Origin of the sequence: Diplocloster agilis (assembly GCF_019042275.1) — a bacterium.
In the GTDB taxonomy this organism is placed as follows: Bacteria; Bacillota; Clostridia; order Lachnospirales; family Lachnospiraceae; genus Diplocloster; species Diplocloster agilis.
The window spans coordinates 25,989-42,923 of record NZ_JAHQCW010000048.1; the positions used below are offsets into that span (position 1 = coordinate 25,989).

A 16,935-nucleotide genomic window follows, 5' to 3' on the forward strand; every position below is an offset into this window, starting at 1 on the left:
CGTTAAGCTTTTCCGGCGGAACGCAGCACCTGCATCCGGTCCCGCGCCACTTTGTGAACGGCGTCCCGTACATTCGTACATTTTCCCAGATAGTTCAAACCGGTATCCGCATCCGCCTTCATCTGGTCCATGGCGGCCAGAGTCAGATCCGTAAAAATATTAATTTTGTTGATCCCGTTGGCAACACATCTGGTCAGATCCTCATCGGAAAGCCCGGACCCACCGTGGAGCACCAGCGGCATCTGCAGCGCTTCTTTGAGCTCATGAAGCCGGTTGATATTCAGCTTCGGCTCCCTTTTATAGACCCCGTGCACGGTTCCGATGGCCACGGCCAGCGCGTCAATCCCCGTCTCTTTCACGAAACGGGCCGCTTCCTCCACCACCGTATAGCATTCCGTATCCTGATCCTCATCATAAAACCCTAATCCGCCCACATGCCCAAGCTCCGCTTCCACGGACACGCCGTATTCCCGGCAGATTTTGACGATCTCCTGCGTCGTGGCGATATTATCCTCCAGGCTCTTAAAGGAAGCATCCACCATCACCGAAGTAAATCCCGCCTTCAATGCCCGCATGACCAGAGAAAATTCCGTGGCATGATCCAGATGCAGAGTAACCGGTACGGAGGCTCTTCCTGCCGCGCTTCGTATATAAGCGCCGATATCGCCGATATCCGCCAATTTCTCAAACTCTCCCCCAAAGGCCAGTATAATGGGCGAGCGGGTCTCCTCCGCCGCATCGATTACCCCTGTCACCATCTCTATGTTAAACACATCAAAATTTCCAACCGCGTAATGTCCTTCATTTGCTTTAGCCAGCATTTCTTTCATCGAAACAAGCGCCATAATCCAGTTCTCCTTTATCTATGATATCCATATGTATCCATATACATCAAAAGCTGCCCGGCAGCTTTACCCAAAAAGGGGGACGGGAGGACAAACCTCCCGCCCCCGTAGAATTACAAATACTACTCGTTTAAGAAATCCTTATAGTTATCCTGCAGGATCAGCTGATAAGGGATGTCATATTCTTTTTCCACCGTTTTGCCGTTGGCCAGGTCGATGGCCACATCAATGGCTTTTTCACCGATGGTCTTGGAATCCTGAAGGATAGAGGCGGAAAGTTTGCCTTCGCCTACGGATACCACAGCCGCTTCGATTCCATCGATACCGATAACGGGAATATCGGTTATGCCGGCCGCTTCCAGAGCGTCATAAGCGCCCAGCGCCATTTCATCGTTGTGGGATACGACAGCGTCGATATCGGTTCCCAGCTGCAGCCAGTTTTCCATCAGCTCCATAGCTTTGTCCCGGTACCAGTCGGCGGGTTTGCTGTATAATACTTTGATGTCGGGATATTGCTCCAGCACGGAGTTGATGCCGTCGTTTCTCAGAACGGCCCCGGTGACGCCGGTAGGTCCTTCGATGATTACGATATTGCCTTTGCCGTCCAGCTTATCGGCGATGTATTCCATTTCCATCACACCGGCGTTGAAGTCGTTGGAGCCTACATAGGTTTCCACTACGGACATATCGGCGATCAGGCCTTTTGCCACGAATACCGGGATTCCGGCGTCCACACAGACTTTGGCGGCGGTTACGCATGCGTCGAAGTCGTAAGGACTGATGATGACACAGTCCACACCCTGGGATACGAAGGATTCGCACTGGGCGATCTGCTTGTCGGCGGTTCCCTCTCCGTCATTGACGATCAGTTCCACATTGTCGAACTGTTTCGCGTACTCGATGGCGGAGTTTGCACAGATGGCGTTGGACTCATTGGATAAGTTGGCATCGGTCCAGCCGATCACGATCTTGTCGCCGGAACCCTTGTCTGCGGCGTCCGCAGCAGGGGCCGGTGTCGCCTCCGGAGCAGCGGTGGCAGCGGGCTGCGCGTCAGCAGGTTCTGCTGCGGGTTCTTCCGCTTTGCTTCCGCATCCGATTAACAGAGTTGCCGTCATTGCCGTGCATAAAAGCACACTGAGTAGTTTCTTCATTCTTTTTCCTCCTTTTAAATACCTTGGTTTATAGTTTTTGCTTTAACGGACGGATCGTCCCTTACCGCACACAGTAAAATGGCTGATCTAAGTACCGGCAGCGATTCGCGCCGCTTACTTTTTCTTAGCCCGGTCGGATAATACGGCGACCAGGATGATAATACCCTTGATCACCTTCTGGTAATAAGAAGAAACATTTAACAGATCCAGGCCGTTGGTCATGACACCGATAATCAGCATACCGACCACAGCGCCCAGCACGCTGCCGGAACCGCCGGATAAGCTGGCGCCGCCGATGACTACGGCCGTGATGGCATCCAGCTCATACCCTTCCCCCGCCACCGGCTGCCCGGTCTGGGTTCTGGCCGCCAGCACGATGCCGGCGATGGCGCTGGTAAAGCCTGAAATCACATAACAGACAAATTTGATTCTCGCTGAATTGATACCGGACACGATCGAGGCTTTTTCATTTCCCCCAACAGCCAGCACGTGTCTGCCGAACTTGGTAAAATTCAGGAAGAAGATACCCAATAATACAATACAAAGATAGATAATAATCGGAATCGGAATCACGCCCAGGGAGCCGGTGCCGATGAATTTATAATCGTCGCGGAAACCGGTGATGGGCCGCCCGTCTGTATACACGTAGCAGATCCCGCGGGTCATGGTCATAGTGGCCAGGGTAGCGATAAATTCCGGCACGTTTAACTTGGAAATAAAGATGCCGCTGAACGCGCCGCAGGCGATACCCACAGCGATGCCCGCCAGTAGGGATGCGATCAGCGGGACCGCGGAATCCCCCCTTACCAGGCTGGTGCTGATAACGCCCGAGAGCGCCATGACCGCCCCGACAGATAAGTCGATTCCTCCGGTGGCAATTACGAAAGTCATGCCCACCGCCATAATTCCGATGACGGAAATCTGACGCAGAATATTAATGATGTTGGTCGCCGTCAAAAATACCGGAGAAAATACGGACAATGCGATAAACAAGACCCCAAAGGCAATATACATGCCATATTTGCTTAAAATCCTTCCAATACTTATTTTGCTAGTTTCCATCCACATTTCCTCCAACCGAACAAGTCATTAATATTTCCTGGTTACACTCTTCTCTCGTAAATTTACCGGTAATCCGGCCCTCGTGCATGACGATGACCCGGTCGCTCATCCCTAATAATTCCGGCATTTCCGAAGAAATCATGATGATGGATTTCCCCCGTTTCGCCAGGGTATCCATGATCTTATAGATCTCGGCCTTAGCGCCGATATCGATGCCCCGGGTGGGCTCATCCATGATGAAGATGTCAGGCTCGCCCATGAGCCATTTGGCGATAATCACCTTCTGCTGATTCCCGCCGCTTAAGTTGTTTACGACGGTTTCGCGGGACGTGGCCTTTACCTTTAACTGTCCCATCAGGTCATCCACCACGGACCGTTCTTTCTTGAATTGAATGATCAGCCCGCCAAGCAGAATCTGGGACAGATAGGCCATCGTGATATTGGTTTTAATCGTACCGCTTAAGTTCAGGCCGTATAGCTTCCTGTCCTCAGAGACAAAGGCCAGGCCTCTTCTTATGGCGATACCGGGGTTTTTCACCCGGACGTCCCGGCCTTTGATGCGGATGGTGCCTTTGTCCGCCTTGCGAAGACCGAAGATGGTCTCCATCACCTCGGTCCGGCCGGCCCCCATCAGGCCGGAGACGCCCAGGATCTCCCCCCGCTTCAGGTCAAAACTGATATCTTCGAACTGGCCCTCTTTTGACAGCCCGTTTACTTCCAGCAGGACTTCCTCCGGGTCGAATTCCTCTGTCCGCGCGCCGTCCTTGGTGTACATATTGGACAGGTCGCGGCCGACCATATGGTGAATCACTTCTTCCCGGGTCAGTTCGGAAGCTTTTTTCGTAACGATATGGCAGCCGTCCCGCATGACGGTGATCATATCGGCGATCTGGAAAATTTCGTCCATTTTATGGGATATGTATACGATCGCTTTCTGCTGGTTCTTTAACTTGGCAATGACCTCAAACAGATGGGCGACCTCCCGGTCGGTGATGGCTGACGTGGGCTCATCCATGATAATGACATCCGCGTCGAATGCGATAGCCTTGACGATGGTGACCATCTGCATCTGGGCAACGCTTAATTTGTAGATTTTTGAAAGCGGGCTGATCTGGATTCCCAGCTCGTCAAATATTTTTTGGGTCTCGGCGATCATTACTTTTTTATTGATAACGCCGAGTTTTGTTGTTTTTTCCTGACCGCAGTAGATATTTTCCCAAACAGACATATCGGGAACCAGATCCAGTTCCTGCGGGATCATGGAGATTCCTTTCTCCAGCACCTGGAGAGGATTCTTGGGGGAGAAAGGTTCCCCCTCGTATAAGATCTCTCCCCCGTCCAGAGGCAGGATGCCTGCCAGTATTTTCATAATTGTGGATTTACCGGCGCCGTTTTCTCCGATCAGGGCATGTACTTCTCCCCGTCTCAGGCTTAAGGAAACGTCATTGACGGCAACAACTCCGGGAAACACTTTCCTGCAGTTTTTCATTTCCACTATATAGTCCGTATGTTCTCCCATTCATTCATAACCTCCCACCAACAGGCGGCCCGACCGCTGCCTGTCTATTCTGACAACTGCCGGTTTACTCCTGGTTCGGATGGATCACTACTTTTATCGAATCATGATTGTTTACATTTTCATCCAGCGCTTCGTAGAACTGGTCCAGCGTATATTCGTGGGTAACCAGCAGATCGCCGTCCACCCGGCCGTCGGACAGGGCTTCCACGGCCCGGCCGAAGTTGTGGGACTGGCAGAAGCTGCAGGTATAGGTCAGTTCATTGTTGAACATCAGCCGGGGATCCAGGGTCAGCTGTTCGTCGCTGTGTACTAACGCGTACTGCACCAGACGGCCGCCTTTTTTTAACAGGGTCATGCCATGCTGAATCACACGCACGCTTCCGGTGGCGTCCACCACCACGTCCGCTCCGTAGGGATGTTCAGCCCGGAATTTTTCGGTATGTACGGAATAATCGTTCCGGTCCATTAGGATGGTCTTGACGCCCATCTTTTCCGCCAGATCCAGTTTGCTCTGGGTGGAGGCGATCAGGATCACTTCGCTTGCGTTGGAATGGTTCAGCAGCTGTGCCAGGATAAGGCCCATGGGACCGGCGCCGAATACCACCACGGTATCGCCGTATTTGATCTCACAGCGGTCCACCGCGTGCAGGCAGCAGGCCACGGGTTCGCCCAGAGCGGCTGAGTTAAAGGACAGGGAGTCGGGGATCGGAAATACCTTCTCCTTTTTCACCCGGACATATTCCGCGAAACCGCCGTTGATGTTATGGCCCAGGGAACCAAACGTCGGGCAGTAGTTGGATTCTTCCTTCCTGCAGTAATAACAGTCCCCGCAATACTCCGTATTATCCGCGCAAACCCGGTCCCCTTTTTTAAACCGGGTCACGTTGCTTCCCACCTCTTCGACATAGCCGGAAAATTCGTGGCCTGGCGTAACCGGGTAGACAGCCAGGTCGGTGCCCACGCCTTCCTGATCATGGTCGTGTTCCACACCCTTACAGATACTGGCGGACATTACTTTAATGATAACGTCATCGCTGCCGCAGACCGGATAGGGCACCTCACGGATGCCGGAGTACTGTCTTCCGGGCTTGTCGTAAACTAATGCTTTCATTTCGCTCCTCCTTTTTAAAATCGCTAAATGACTTGATAAAACGATTTATTTTTTAATTACTATTTCATTTACAAAAATGTTGAAATCGTGTATAATCTTATTTGAGAATGATAAAACGTTTTATCAAGAGTATTTTAGAATGACGGTTTTTCTTTGTCAATAATATGTTAAATAATTTAACAAATTTTCTGAAAACAGAACCAACAGCGCCCGAAGGGAATGCATCTGTGTGAAAAACACGGCAAAAAAGGAAAGGGGATTTTAACATGGAAGGTAAAATGAAAGTAGCGGTAATGGAAGGAATCGGCAAGATGGGGTATCTGGAGCGGGACATCCCCGTACCGGAGGATGACGAGGTATTGGTAAAGTTAGAGTATGTGGGCATCTGCGGTTCGGACCTGCATTATTATGAAACGGGCAGAATGGGGGACTGCATCGTGGAACCTCCCTTCGTGCTGGGCCATGAGCCGGCCGGCGTAGTGGTAGAGACCGGAAAAAATGTCACCCACCTGAAACCCGGGGACCGGGTGGCCCTGGAGCCGGGCAAGACCTGCGGCCACTGTGAATTCTGCAGGCAGGGGAAATATAATCTGTGCCCGGATGTGATCTTCTTCGCCACCCCTCCGGTTAACGGAGTGTTTCAGGAGTATGCGGCCCACGAAGCCGGGCTGTGCTTTAAACTCCCCGACAACGTGGACACCATGGAAGGTGCGTTGATCGAACCGCTGGCGGTGGGCTTCCACGCGGCCATAGAGGGCGGCGCGCGTATCGGACAGACCGCGGTAATCACAGGGGCCGGCTGCATCGGCCTGGTGACGCTGCTGGCGCTAAAAGCCATGGGTCTAACCAATATCATCGTGGTGGATATCATGCAGAACCGTCTGGAGAAAGCGCTGGAGCTTGGGGCAACCGCAGTTATTAACGGAAAAGAGCAGGACACGGTTCAGGAGATCCTGCGTCTGACCGGCGGCAGAGGCTGTGATATTTCCTTTGAAACCGCCGGTACGAACATAACCACGGAACAGCTGATCCGGGCCTCGAGAAAGGGTTCCAATATCGTGCTGGTAGGCTACAGCTCCGACGGAATGCTCATGATGCCAAGCGGCCTGGCCCTGGATAAAGAGCTTACCTTTAAGACCATTTTCCGCTACCGCCATATCTATCCGATGGCAATCGACGCGGTAGCCCGCGGAAAAGTGAACCTGAAGGGAATCGTGACGAATGTCTTTGATTTCGATGATATCCAGCACGCGATGGACGCCAGTGTGAAAGAAAAGGCTACGATTGTAAAATCAGTTGTGAAGATCTGCTGATTAACAGCAACAGGCCCCCCGGCGGTTATCGGCCGGAGGGGCCTGTATAAAAATAGCTATTTCACTAAATTTAAGCATTTATCGGGTTCCGGTGCAAATAGTGAGGTGATCACGATCTCATTTTCCAGACCTTCCTCTTTCAGCATATCTTTTAATACACTCATGAATACTCCGGGTCCGCGTTCCAGCCGGCATTCACGAAGAGTCTCCTGCAGGTCCGTGCGGCAGTCGAAGGAGCCGTACCAGTCAGCCCGGCAGGTGTAATCAACCCCGCAGCTGGGGCTTCCGTCAACCCCAACAAATCCCAAAATCTCAAAGCGCCGGCCGTTGGCCAGGTACTCCTTCAGCTGGTCCAGAACCGGAGTAAGTATCTTCCGGCAATGATTGCGGAAGAATACATTGTCAAACTGATCGCTCACATGTCCCCAGCGTTTTGCGCCATACAAAGTAAACTCCGGACATGGAAGCTGAATCACCTGAATCTCATGGTCGATCACCTGTCTCATAAACTTTTTGCGAAGCGCCTCCTCTGCATCTATCTCTTCCTGATTGTAGAGAACAACTTTGGAAGCGGTATTAAGAATACAGTGAGCTGTAAATACAATCTTTTGCATATCTTAATTCCTCCTGAGTATAACCGTACTCTCGCCGGCATATGCCCCGCCGGACGATGATAAGAAAAATGTAGCACAGGCATTCGGAAAAGTAAAGCTGAGTTAGTCAGAGGACAATATCCCCGTATCGCACTTTCAGGCGTTCAAAATGTTCGGCCTCGATGACGATTTTTCCTTTCCGCAGTGTGAGATAGCCATTTTCTTTCATAGAATCGATATGCCGGTAAAGGGTACGCAGATTGATATGTAATTTTTCAGCCAGTACCTGCCGTGTCATCTGACAGACATAGGGAAGAACATGCTCCGCCTGAAGATATAGATAATGTCCCAGTATATCTTTGGGGTGGAACAGCGAATTCGTCTCGGCCCGGTTCATATTGGATTCCAGAACCTTTCCAAGCACCAGCAATGTCTGATAGCAGAGAAAGGCATTTTCCTGGATAATATGGATAAAGATCTCCACAGGAATGCGGAACAGAACACAATCTGTGGCAGCCATCACAAAGGCAGTGTAGGCGTCGACGTTGTTCAGGTATTCGACCATGCCTAAGATATCGAGAGGTTCCAGAAAATCTACTACATTGTCATTGTTCCAGGTAATGTGGTTCAGGACACAGGCGCGCCCCTTTAACAGAAGATAGAAATATTTGACAGGGTCTTTTTGGTTGATGATCGTATCATTTCTTTCAGCGGTAATCAATTGATTCTTTGCAGCGATTCCCCGCAGCGCGGCGGCAGGGTTTTTGAGATCGTATTCGCCTTTAAAGATGATTTCTAATGCCCTGATGGTGTTATTATACATAAAATCTTTAAAATCCCCCTTTCGGTTGTGAAAAATAACAATAAAAACTGACAAATGTCATTTTCCATATTTTACATGTATGCTAATGTAAAGTCAAGCTTGGAAGATGATTTATCGTACTTTGACAAAAGCAACAATAGATACAACACTGCTGAGTTGGAGATGCCTGGAGGGTAAAAAAATAACAGCAGAATGTTTATGAAGGAGGAAATGAGATATGGGGAAAAAGAAATATTCAATCAAGGAAGATTTTTCGATGCTGGCAATTCTGGTAATTCCTGTAGGTGTGGCGGTTAACTTTGTGGGGGGACAGTTGGCATCACTTTTGAAACTGCCGATGTACCTTGATACAATCGGGACGATCTTTGCCGCTATGCTTTGCGGACCATGGGTAGGCGCAGTGACAGGCGGCCTGACTAACATTGTTACGGGAATCGCCAACCCGGTCAATTTCGCATTTATTCCGGTTAATGTGATCGCCGGCCTGGTAACCGGTTTTCTTGCGAGAAAGCAGATGTTCGGCGTTTGGTGGAAATGGATACTTTCCATGCTTATTATGGCGGCCGTATCTATCATTTCATCCGCACCGATCGTTGTTCTTGTATACGGAGGAGTGACAGGCGGGGGCACATCCATCATTACTGCGGCAGCAATGGCCGCAGGCGCAAATATCTGGGCGGCATTTTTCGGGACAGAAGGTATCTTCACGGTACTTGACCGTGTGATTTCGTTTGTCATCTGCTGGCTTGTGATCAAGGTCATCCCGGAACGCACTTTAGTTAAATTCGGATGCGGAAGTAATTATATTAAAGAAAAGAAGTAATGCAAACGCCCTCCGGCAGCTCTTCAGAGAATCAAACGATAACCTTATAGTAAAAGAGGTCATATATGGAAAAATCTTATACGGAAAAAATACAAATACACAAAGATAATAAACTGGCAGCGCTCTATCCGTCAACGAAGCTGCTGGTAGTCTGCTTATATATTGTATGTACCTTTATTATCGGAACCGTCCATGTGACGAGTGTGGGATTATCCCTGCTTCTGATCCCATGGTTTATTGCAGTACCTGTCTTGTGCATAGCAAGCGGTGCTTTCAGAAAGTGTATCAAAGCACTGAAAGCAGTTGCCGTTGTTGCGGCTATTATCATTGTGGTACAGACATTTCTGGTTCCGGGCGGAGAACTCCTGATGAGATTCGGATTTATCACGATTTATGAAAAAGGGTTGAAAACTGCCGTATCCTTATCCTTTATGATTATGAATATCGCAGGGATCTTCGTATGGCTTTTCCAGACAACAGAAAACAGAGAGATCGCAAGGGCTATGGAAGCTTCAGGGATGAACTATAAGGCGGCCTATGTATTTACGTCCACTTTGCAGATGATAGAAATTTTGAGTAAAAACAGTAAAACCATCATGAATGCGCAAAAGGCAAGGGGGGTAGAGACAGAGGGGAATATTTTCGTGAGAGCGAAAGCGTTCTTTCCATCCCTTGTTCCTTTGATTCTGGGGGCAGTCATCAGCTCGGAAGAGCGGGTGCTTACCCTGGAGGCGAGAGGATTCTCTATACAGGGAGAAAAGACACATTTATTTAATCTTGAAAAGTCGGGATGTGAAAGGAAAACGGCTGCCGCCGCTATTGTCATCACGGTCCTGGTATTGGCGGGGAGGATCGCTTTATGGATTATATAATCGAATGTAAAAATGTCACGTATTCCTATCCATTGGCAGAGATACCGGCTATCCGGGACTTGAATGTGTCCATTGAGCGGGGAAAATTCTATGGAGTGATCGGAGAGAATGGCTCTGGAAAAACCACATTCTGCGCGCTTCTTAGAGGATTTATACCGGATTTTTATAAGGGGGAGCTTCAGGGTGAAGTCCTTGTGGAAGGAAAAAAGACAACGGATTACGGCGGGGAGTTATCTGCCAAAATCGGATATGTATTCCAGAATCCTTTCACCCAGATAAGCGGCGTAAAAGAGACGGTATTTGAGGAAGTGGCTTATGGACTGGAGAATTTCGGCGTACCGGTGGAAGAGATCGAAAGGCGCGTGGTGGATGTCATGCAAATGACAGACATTGAATCGCTGGCTGAGAAAAATCCTTTTGATTTATCAGGGGGACAAATGCAGAGAGTGGCATTGGCTTCCGTCATCGTTCTGGAACCCGATATCCTCATCATCGATGAACCTACCAGCCAGCTGGACCCGGAAGGCACCGAGAGTGTCTTTGCGATTATTAAAACACTGAAGGAAAAACATAAGACGATCATTTTGGTTGAGCACAAGATCGACCTGATCGCGGAATATGCGGATGAGGTCCTTGTGTTCAAAGAAGGCCGCTTGATTGCTTCAGGGGATAAACAGGAGCTGTTGTCGGATCTTTCCCTTTTGGAGCAGGGGGCGGCGCTTCCGCAGGTGGCGATTTTAGGGAGCAGGTTAAGAGAAAGGGGACTGCCCGTTTCCAGGATACCCGTAACAGAAAAACAGGCGATAGAGGTCATTGCCGGGGCACTCAAAGAAAGGGATAAGAAATGACGGATTTAGTACTAAAAGACGTAAGTTTTTCATATCCGGGCGGTTTTCTGGCGGTGGATCATATCAACATGGAAATCAAGGCCGGTGAAAATGTAGCCATAGTAGGACAGAACGGAGCCGGAAAGACAACTACGGTAAAGATGATGAACGGCCTTCTGCGGCCCACAGAAGGTCAGGTCCTGATAGGCGAAATGAATACCAAAGATTATACCACCGCACAGATATCCAAAGTGGTGGGATATGTATTCCAGAATCCGGACGACCAGATTTTCCACTCGTCGGTAGAGAGCGAGGTGAGATTCGGTCCCAAGATGATGAAGCTTTCTTTGGAGGAGGAAAACCGGAGAGTGGAGACGGCGCTGAAAATGACAGGGATGGATTGTTATAAAGATGAAAATCCCTATAACCTGCCGCTGTCTACGCGTAAATTTGTGACCATTGCGGCGGTAATTGCCATGGAGACAGATATTCTGATCTTCGATGAACCGACAGCGGGACAGGATATTGAAGGCAACAAGAGACTGAGCGATATTCTTAAGACTCTTCATGAGAAGGGGAAAACAGTAATTACGATATCCCATGATATGGAGTTCGTAGCAGAAAATTTTAAAAAGATGATCGTTATGGCCAAGAAAAAAATTGTCCGCAGCGGAACGCCGGAAGAGATATTTTGGGATTTTGAAACACTGGAGAAAGCGATGCTGAAACAGCCTTATGTAAGCAGAGTGTGCAGGGCTTTGGGTTTTAAAGGCGGGAGTATCCGTATCGAGGATGCCATAGAAGAAATCATAAGTAGGTAAAACATGCGGAAAAATGATAGTCTTATAGCGTTTTTGGCATTTGCCATGTATTTTTTAACGGGAGCGGCCTGTATCGTGGTAGGAAGCGGCCTTCCCCATCTGGTGAAAATGTATGATATGCAGCTGGATCAGGTGGTGCTTTTAGGGTCGGCCTATGCGTTCGGGCGTGTACTTACCGTCTACACAACAGGAAGACTTGTGGAAAAATTGGGGCCGGTTAAAGTGCTGGCGGGGGGTGTTACCCTGATAGCAGTTTTTCTGTTCGGACTTCCGACCATTGCGAATTACTATGCAGGGCTTTTCTTTGCCGCCCTCGGAGGCATTGGGATGGGGGCGCAGGATACCGTATGTCCGGTACTCTTAAGTGTGGCTTTCCGGAAGAATTATGCCGGTTCGCTGAGCGCGGGGCAGGCCTTGTTTGGCCTCGGGAGCTTTGCCACCCCGTTTTTGGTGGGGGTATTGTTGGCAAACGGCAGGTTCTTCTACTATGCCTACTACATATTATTGATTGTACCTGCAGTGATGCTGATCTGTATGCCGTTTGTAAAGCTGGATATGAAGGAGCATGTACAGAATCAGGAACAGAATGTAAAACCGATCCATGTGAAACACAAGCTGCTGGCCTACGGGGCCATCCTGATTATATGCGCGGCTTACAGTGCGGTGGTGAATACGCTGGGACTCTACCTCTCAAGCTTTGCCGAAAATATAGGGATAGCGCAGTCCACATCTGCATTTATGCTGACTGTCTATAATGTGGGATGTGTAATCGGTTCCTTCGTATTTGTAATTGTTCTGAAAAAAATAAAAGCACAGATTGTCCTGCTGGTCAACAATATATGCGCCTTGGCAGCAATTGGGGCAGCACTTGCTATCAATACGGTGGCGGCTTATTTTATAGGAATGTTTACAGCCGGATTTTTCCTGGGAGTATTGTTCAGCGTTATCGTTGCGGTTGCGACCAGAATCGGCTATGAGCGCATCAGTGTAGCCAGCTCTTTGGTAGCCACTGCCAGCGGCCTGTCGGATATTCTTACGCCTGTTGTAACAGGGTTTCTCGTAGGGCGGCTGGGTGTGGGTTTTTCTTTTAAATATGCAATGATTATGATAGCGGTATGTATCGTGGCTGCGGCGGTTCTACGATTAAATACAAGCGAAAAACAGCAGGAGGTATAAAAGTATGTCGATACAGAGTAAAGAAGTAATCAATGACAAGGGGCAGCAATACCATATCTGCTGCAGAAAGGAAGATATAGGCAGATATGTGCTGCTTCCGGGTGACCCGTTCCGTACAGACATGATTGCCCGGCATCTGCAAGATCCGAAACTTGTGGCGCATAATAGAGAGCATAAGACCTGGACGGGTACACTAAACGGAGAGAGGGTAACCGTCAGCAGTACAGGTATGGGATGCCCGTCGACGGCCATCGCGCTGGAAGAACTTATTCATTGCGGCGCCGATACCTTTATCCGGGTGGGAACCTGCGGCAGGGTGTGCCCGGAGAGCTATGATGAAAGCCTGGAAGGCGTGATCATCACCGGAGCAGTCAGAGATGAGGGAACCACCGTTCATTATGTTCCGATTGAATATCCGGCCATTGCAGACCGCCATGTGACCGACGCGCTGGCAAAGGCATGCCGGGATAAGGGCTATAACTTTGCAGAGGGAATCGCCCAGTCCAAGGATTCGTTTTACGGACAGCATGACCCGGACAGCATGCCTAACAGCGGCAGACTTCATCAGCGCTGGGAGGCATGGGAGAAGAGCGGGGTAATGGCGTCGGAGATGGAGACGGCGGCGCTGTTTATCGTATCCTCCATCAGAGGCGTAAGAGCCGGTGCGATTATGGCATACGGCAGTATGAACGACCACACCATTGAGCTTGCCTGTGATGCGGTCAGGATTCTGATAGAAAGAGATAAAAAGTAAAAGACCGACACATGGTGCAAAAAGGAGCTGGCAGGTATGGGATTCTATGAAGAAAAGCTGGTCCCTGTTATCCGTGAGGTATGCGGAGTAATAGAAGAGACGCCGCACATGCAGGATATCGTGAAGGGAACCATGCCCTATGAAAAATTTCGGTTTCAGATAAAACAGAATTATCAGTATTTGATGGATTATACAAGGTGCTGGGCTGTCGGTTTTTCAAAATGCAGCTGCTTTGCCGAGATGGAAGAATGGTATCAGATCGTGAAAAACACCATGGAAGGAACGGTAATGGTGAACCGGGATTTCTGGGCGGAGCAGGTGGGGGTGGACCTGGAAGAGATGGATGCCGTTATCGAAGCTCCGGCAAAGCGTTCCTACACGGCGTTTCAATTGATGTGCGCAGAGCAGGGAGGTCTGGCCGAATGCATGATGGCGTTATTCCCCTGTAACATATTATACCGTTATTTCGGGGAGGATCTGCTGCCCGGGTGTACGCTGCCGGAGGATAATATGTACTACCAATGGCTTGCATTTTATGTCAGCGAGGCATATCTGAATAAAACAGATAATGAAATCCGAATGGTGAACAGGCTCTGCCGGAATAAAACGGAAAGAGAACAGGCAAAGCTTCTGGAGATTTTCGCTGTCAGCTGTAATTATGAGATTCTGCAATGGCAGGACATGTATCACAATATGACGACGTGGCCGCTGGACCACATTTTCCCCACAAAATTTACTATGGCAGAGGAGTAGTAATGAATACGACAAGTAAGAAAAAAATAATCATTGACACCGACTGCGGTTCCGATGATGCGATGGCGATTGCGATGGCGCTTAATGATCCGGCATATGAGATTGTACTGATTACAACGGTCTCGGGAAATGTGGACGTAAAGCAGGCCGCAGCCAATACACTGACTACCATTGAATATGCAGGGACTTACGAGCCTCCGGTATATATAGGGGCGGAAAAAATGCTTCTGCGGGAGCTGGTATTTGCCCATGAGACCCACGGCAATGACGGGATGGGAGATATCGGACTTGCGCCAAAGCGCCTGAAGGTACAAAGCGAAAACGGTATTTTAAAAATGCTGGATACGCTCAGGGAAAGCGAGGCGGGTGAGATTGACATCGTGGCATTAGGACCTCTCACCAATCTGGCATTGGCAATCAGACTCGATTATGAAGCTATGAAAAAAGCCGGCCGCATCGTCATCATGGGGACAGCCGGACTTGGCGCAGGCAATGTGAGCCCTGTAGCGGAGTTTAACATCTGGCAGGACGCGGAAGCGGCCAAGATCGTCACGGAATCCGGCCTTGGTGAAATTATCTATGTAGGGTGGGATGCCTGCCTCGGGGATAGCATGCTGAATCCCCAGGAGATTAAAAAAATACGTAACGGCAGCGAACTTGGCAAATTTGCCATTGACTGTAATAAAAAGCTGCTGCAAATGAACCGGGAACGGTTCGGAGATGACTATCTGGATATGGCGGACCCGTCCGCTATGGCGGCGGCGTTATATCCGGAATGTATCGATAAGTGTGAAAAATACTACTGTGAAGTAGATGTTACCAATGGTCCGAGCTACGGGGCTGTACTGGTAGATGTCAATCACTTTTCGGGAAAAGAACCGAATGTATATATCTGCAGTAAACTGCATGCGGACAAATATAAAGATTACATCTACAGAACACTGAAGATACAGTAACCATACGGTAAATAGAACGGGCGGATGAAATCATCCGTCCGTCTGATAAGGAGGAAAAAGCCATGGGAGAATTAAAAGTGAAGTTTTTAATGGGACCGGCGGAATGCAATGATCGTTATATTCCCACCTACAGTCAGGAATTTTTACAGGGGCTTAGTAAAGCCATGGACGTGGAGGTGAAATGCGCTGAGATGGATGAGGTAAAAGCCCAGCCGCTTCCGGTTTATTTTATTGCTTCCGGCGGAGCGGAGCAGGGATTTAAGGCATTGTACAAAGAGACAGCGGAGCCTTACATCTTATTGACTACGCCGGGATATAATTCCCTGGCTGCATCTATGGAAATCCTGGGATTCCTTCAGGAACACGGTTTAAAGGGTGAAATTCTCCACGGCTCTGCAGAAGAGATAGCGGCGCGCTTAAAGGTTCTGAAAAGAGTGGCGGATGCAAAGGAAACATTAAGTCATATGAAGCTTGGATGCTTTGGAACTCCGGGAGGCCTGATTGCCAGCGATGCAGATTTCGGTGCGCTGAAAAAAGTAAGCGGCATGGAGCTCATTCTCTTTGAGCTGGATGAGCTGGTAGCAGAATATGAAAAAGGCGGATATCCCGAAAATACATACACAGAAGAGTTGAAGAAAAAAGGATACCGCGCGGAGGAAATGGAGAAGGCGCTGAATGTCTATGGAGCGCTCAAACGTCTGATTGAGAAGTATGATTTACAGGGAGTTACCGTAAAATGCTTTGACCTTTTAGATATGATCCATACAACGGGATGTCTTGCTCTGGCTATACTAAACGCAGAGGGTATACCGGCCGCCTGTGAGGGTGATCAGAAGAGCCTGGTGAGTATGGCGGTGCTTCATGCATTGACAGGTGAGTCCGGATTTATGGCAAACCCTAGCTGCATGGACCCGGGCAGGAGCGAGATTATCTTTGCTCACTGCACGCTTCCTATGGATATGCCCGACTCCTACGGTCTGACCACGCATTTTGAATCGGGAATAGGCGTGGCGGTGACTTGCGATATTGCGCCCCAGCCCATGACCGTATTCAAATGTGACGATACGCTGCACAGATATTACGCCGGACGCGCCGAATTACTTGAGACCATGCACAAAAGCGATCTGTGCCGCTCGCAGATGCGTCTGCATCTCACAGACGGAACCGGATATTTCTCCAGCCGTCCGATCAGCAATCATCATATTATCTGCAAGGGGGACTGGAAGGAAGTAATCGACGAATACTTTAGCCAGATCAAGTAGCGGAGTGAGGCGGCGGTGTGTGGGACGCTCCGGGCGGCCGGGACTTTTGTATCTCCCTGGGGGCTTCGGATGTCCGCTGCTTACGGCTTGGAACCGCGGGCGGTATATGGGGACACTCCGGACGGCCGGGTTCTTTTGTATCTCCCTGGGAGCGCGGAGGGCTTGCGCTGGAATACGCTAAGTGAAATCGGAAAGCCGGGTTCAGGAACCGAGCCTATTCACCAGGAACACGTGATGTGTTCCCGGTTCAGAGGCTCTTGCCCGTCGGACGTGA

The 16,935-nt window shown here is 49.6% G+C and carries 17 protein-coding genes; 10 read left to right on the forward strand and 7 right to left on the reverse strand.

Features of this window, described 5'->3' with window-relative positions:
* Positions 1–2: 2 nt before the first annotated feature.
* From KTH89_RS21175 to KTH89_RS21195, 5 genes are all read right to left on the reverse strand, one after another.
* A complete protein-coding gene (locus tag KTH89_RS21175; RefSeq protein WP_238722996.1) occupies positions 3–845 on the reverse strand; it encodes a class II fructose-bisphosphate aldolase in 843 nt (280 codons plus the stop codon).
* A gap of 122 nt (positions 846–967) precedes the next feature.
* Entirely contained in the window at positions 968–1,996 is a 1,029-nt protein-coding gene (locus KTH89_RS21180) for a substrate-binding domain-containing protein (RefSeq protein WP_158347151.1), read from the reverse strand.
* Between the two features lie 114 nt (positions 1,997–2,110).
* Positions 2,111–3,058 carry an ABC transporter permease gene (locus KTH89_RS21185; protein ID WP_158347152.1) on the reverse strand — a complete coding sequence of 316 codons (948 nt, stop codon included), beginning with the start codon at positions 3,056–3,058 and terminating at the stop codon, positions 2,111–2,113.
* Entirely contained in the window at positions 3,048–4,577 is a 1,530-nt protein-coding gene (locus KTH89_RS21190; RefSeq protein ID WP_238722997.1) for a sugar ABC transporter ATP-binding protein, read from the reverse strand. Before KTH89_RS21190 ends, KTH89_RS21185 begins: the two co-directional genes overlap by 11 nt.
* Positions 4,578–4,641: 64 nt before the next feature.
* The gene (locus KTH89_RS21195) at positions 4,642–5,688 is read right to left on the reverse strand and encodes a zinc-dependent alcohol dehydrogenase family protein (protein WP_238722998.1); all 1,047 of its coding nucleotides are present in this window, start codon (positions 5,686–5,688) and stop codon (positions 4,642–4,644) included.
* A 266-nt stretch (positions 5,689–5,954) separates the two neighbouring features.
* Between KTH89_RS21195 and KTH89_RS21200 the strand changes: the two genes are divergently transcribed.
* A complete protein-coding gene (locus tag KTH89_RS21200) occupies positions 5,955–7,001 on the forward strand; it encodes an NAD(P)-dependent alcohol dehydrogenase (protein WP_238722999.1) in 1,047 nt (348 codons plus the stop codon).
* Positions 7,002–7,057: 56 nt separating this feature from the next.
* Here the strand turns inward: KTH89_RS21200 and KTH89_RS21205 are convergent, their stop codons facing one another.
* Together KTH89_RS21205 and KTH89_RS21210 are read right to left on the reverse strand one after the other, a co-directional pair.
* Positions 7,058–7,615 carry a CD3072 family TudS-related putative desulfidase gene (locus KTH89_RS21205; RefSeq protein WP_238723000.1) on the reverse strand — a complete coding sequence of 186 codons (558 nt, stop codon included), beginning with the start codon at positions 7,613–7,615 and terminating at the stop codon, positions 7,058–7,060.
* Positions 7,616–7,721: 106 nt separating this feature from the next.
* A complete protein-coding gene (locus KTH89_RS21210; protein ID WP_238723001.1) occupies positions 7,722–8,417 on the reverse strand; it encodes a Crp/Fnr family transcriptional regulator in 696 nt (231 codons plus the stop codon).
* A gap of 217 nt (positions 8,418–8,634) precedes the next feature.
* On the opposite strand from KTH89_RS21210, the gene KTH89_RS21215 reads away from it, so the two are divergent.
* From KTH89_RS21215 to KTH89_RS21255, 9 genes are all read left to right on the forward strand, one after another.
* The gene (locus KTH89_RS21215) at positions 8,635–9,240 is read left to right on the forward strand and encodes an ECF transporter S component (protein ID WP_158347158.1); all 606 of its coding nucleotides are present in this window, start codon (positions 8,635–8,637) and stop codon (positions 9,238–9,240) included.
* A gap of 65 nt (positions 9,241–9,305) precedes the next feature.
* Positions 9,306–10,112 (forward strand): energy-coupling factor transporter transmembrane component T, encoded by an 807-nt coding sequence (locus KTH89_RS21220; protein ID WP_158347159.1) that lies wholly within the window; start codon positions 9,306–9,308, stop codon positions 10,110–10,112.
* Positions 10,100–10,960, forward strand: coding sequence for an energy-coupling factor ABC transporter ATP-binding protein (locus tag KTH89_RS21225; RefSeq protein ID WP_238723002.1), 861 nt, complete (start codon positions 10,100–10,102; stop codon positions 10,958–10,960). Before KTH89_RS21220 ends, KTH89_RS21225 begins: the two co-directional genes overlap by 13 nt.
* A complete protein-coding gene (locus tag KTH89_RS21230; RefSeq protein WP_238723003.1) occupies positions 10,957–11,760 on the forward strand; it encodes an energy-coupling factor ABC transporter ATP-binding protein in 804 nt (267 codons plus the stop codon). Before KTH89_RS21225 ends, KTH89_RS21230 begins: the two co-directional genes overlap by 4 nt.
* Before the next feature lie 3 nt (positions 11,761–11,763).
* Positions 11,764–12,936 (forward strand): MFS transporter, encoded by a 1,173-nt coding sequence (locus KTH89_RS21235; protein ID WP_238723004.1) that lies wholly within the window; start codon positions 11,764–11,766, stop codon positions 12,934–12,936.
* Positions 12,937–12,940: 4 nt separating this feature from the next.
* Entirely contained in the window at positions 12,941–13,690 is a 750-nt protein-coding gene (locus KTH89_RS21240; RefSeq protein ID WP_158347163.1) for a nucleoside phosphorylase, read from the forward strand.
* Positions 13,691–13,726: 36 nt separating this feature from the next.
* The gene (locus KTH89_RS21245; RefSeq protein ID WP_238723005.1) at positions 13,727–14,443 is read left to right on the forward strand and encodes a TenA family protein; all 717 of its coding nucleotides are present in this window, start codon (positions 13,727–13,729) and stop codon (positions 14,441–14,443) included.
* 2 nt (positions 14,444–14,445) lie between these two features.
* Positions 14,446–15,399, forward strand: a complete 954-nt coding sequence (locus KTH89_RS21250; protein ID WP_158347165.1) for a nucleoside hydrolase — start codon at positions 14,446–14,448, stop codon at positions 15,397–15,399.
* 62 nt (positions 15,400–15,461) lie between these two features.
* Entirely contained in the window at positions 15,462–16,661 is a 1,200-nt protein-coding gene (locus tag KTH89_RS21255; protein ID WP_238723006.1) for an L-arabinose isomerase family protein, read from the forward strand.
* Positions 16,662–16,935: the final 274 nt, after the last annotated feature.

What these genes read in the sequence shown, in the direction of transcription:
- KTH89_RS21180 (WP_158347151.1), bottom strand. Translation starts at nt 1,996, where the DNA reads ATGAAGAAACTACTCAGTGTGCTTTTATGCACGGCAATGACGGCAACT.
- KTH89_RS21205 (WP_238723000.1), bottom strand. Translation starts at nt 7,615, where the DNA reads ATGCAAAAGATTGTATTTACAGCTCACTGTATTCTTAATACCGCTTCC.
- KTH89_RS21185 (WP_158347152.1), bottom strand. Translation starts at nt 3,058, where the DNA reads ATGGAAACTAGCAAAATAAGTATTGGAAGGATTTTAAGCAAATATGGC.
- KTH89_RS21255 (WP_238723006.1), top strand. Translation starts at nt 15,462, where the DNA reads ATGGGAGAATTAAAAGTGAAGTTTTTAATGGGACCGGCGGAATGCAAT.
- KTH89_RS21175 (WP_238722996.1), bottom strand. Translation starts at nt 845, where the DNA reads ATGGCGCTTGTTTCGATGAAAGAAATGCTGGCTAAAGCAAATGAAGGA.
- KTH89_RS21190 (WP_238722997.1), bottom strand. Translation starts at nt 4,577, where the DNA reads ATGGGAGAACATACGGACTATATAGTGGAAATGAAAAACTGCAGGAAA.
- KTH89_RS21195 (WP_238722998.1), bottom strand. Translation starts at nt 5,688, where the DNA reads ATGAAAGCATTAGTTTACGACAAGCCCGGAAGACAGTACTCCGGCATC.
- KTH89_RS21215 (WP_158347158.1), top strand. Translation starts at nt 8,635, where the DNA reads ATGGGGAAAAAGAAATATTCAATCAAGGAAGATTTTTCGATGCTGGCA.
- KTH89_RS21240 (WP_158347163.1), top strand. Translation starts at nt 12,941, where the DNA reads ATGTCGATACAGAGTAAAGAAGTAATCAATGACAAGGGGCAGCAATAC.
- KTH89_RS21210 (WP_238723001.1), bottom strand. Translation starts at nt 8,417, where the DNA reads ATGTATAATAACACCATCAGGGCATTAGAAATCATCTTTAAAGGCGAA.
- KTH89_RS21200 (WP_238722999.1), top strand. Translation starts at nt 5,955, where the DNA reads ATGGAAGGTAAAATGAAAGTAGCGGTAATGGAAGGAATCGGCAAGATG.
- KTH89_RS21235 (WP_238723004.1), top strand. Translation starts at nt 11,764, where the DNA reads ATGCGGAAAAATGATAGTCTTATAGCGTTTTTGGCATTTGCCATGTAT.
- KTH89_RS21225 (WP_238723002.1), top strand. Translation starts at nt 10,100, where the DNA reads ATGGATTATATAATCGAATGTAAAAATGTCACGTATTCCTATCCATTG.
- KTH89_RS21250 (WP_158347165.1), top strand. Translation starts at nt 14,446, where the DNA reads ATGAATACGACAAGTAAGAAAAAAATAATCATTGACACCGACTGCGGT.
- KTH89_RS21220 (WP_158347159.1), top strand. Translation starts at nt 9,306, where the DNA reads ATGGAAAAATCTTATACGGAAAAAATACAAATACACAAAGATAATAAA.
- KTH89_RS21230 (WP_238723003.1), top strand. Translation starts at nt 10,957, where the DNA reads ATGACGGATTTAGTACTAAAAGACGTAAGTTTTTCATATCCGGGCGGT.
- KTH89_RS21245 (WP_238723005.1), top strand. Translation starts at nt 13,727, where the DNA reads ATGGGATTCTATGAAGAAAAGCTGGTCCCTGTTATCCGTGAGGTATGC.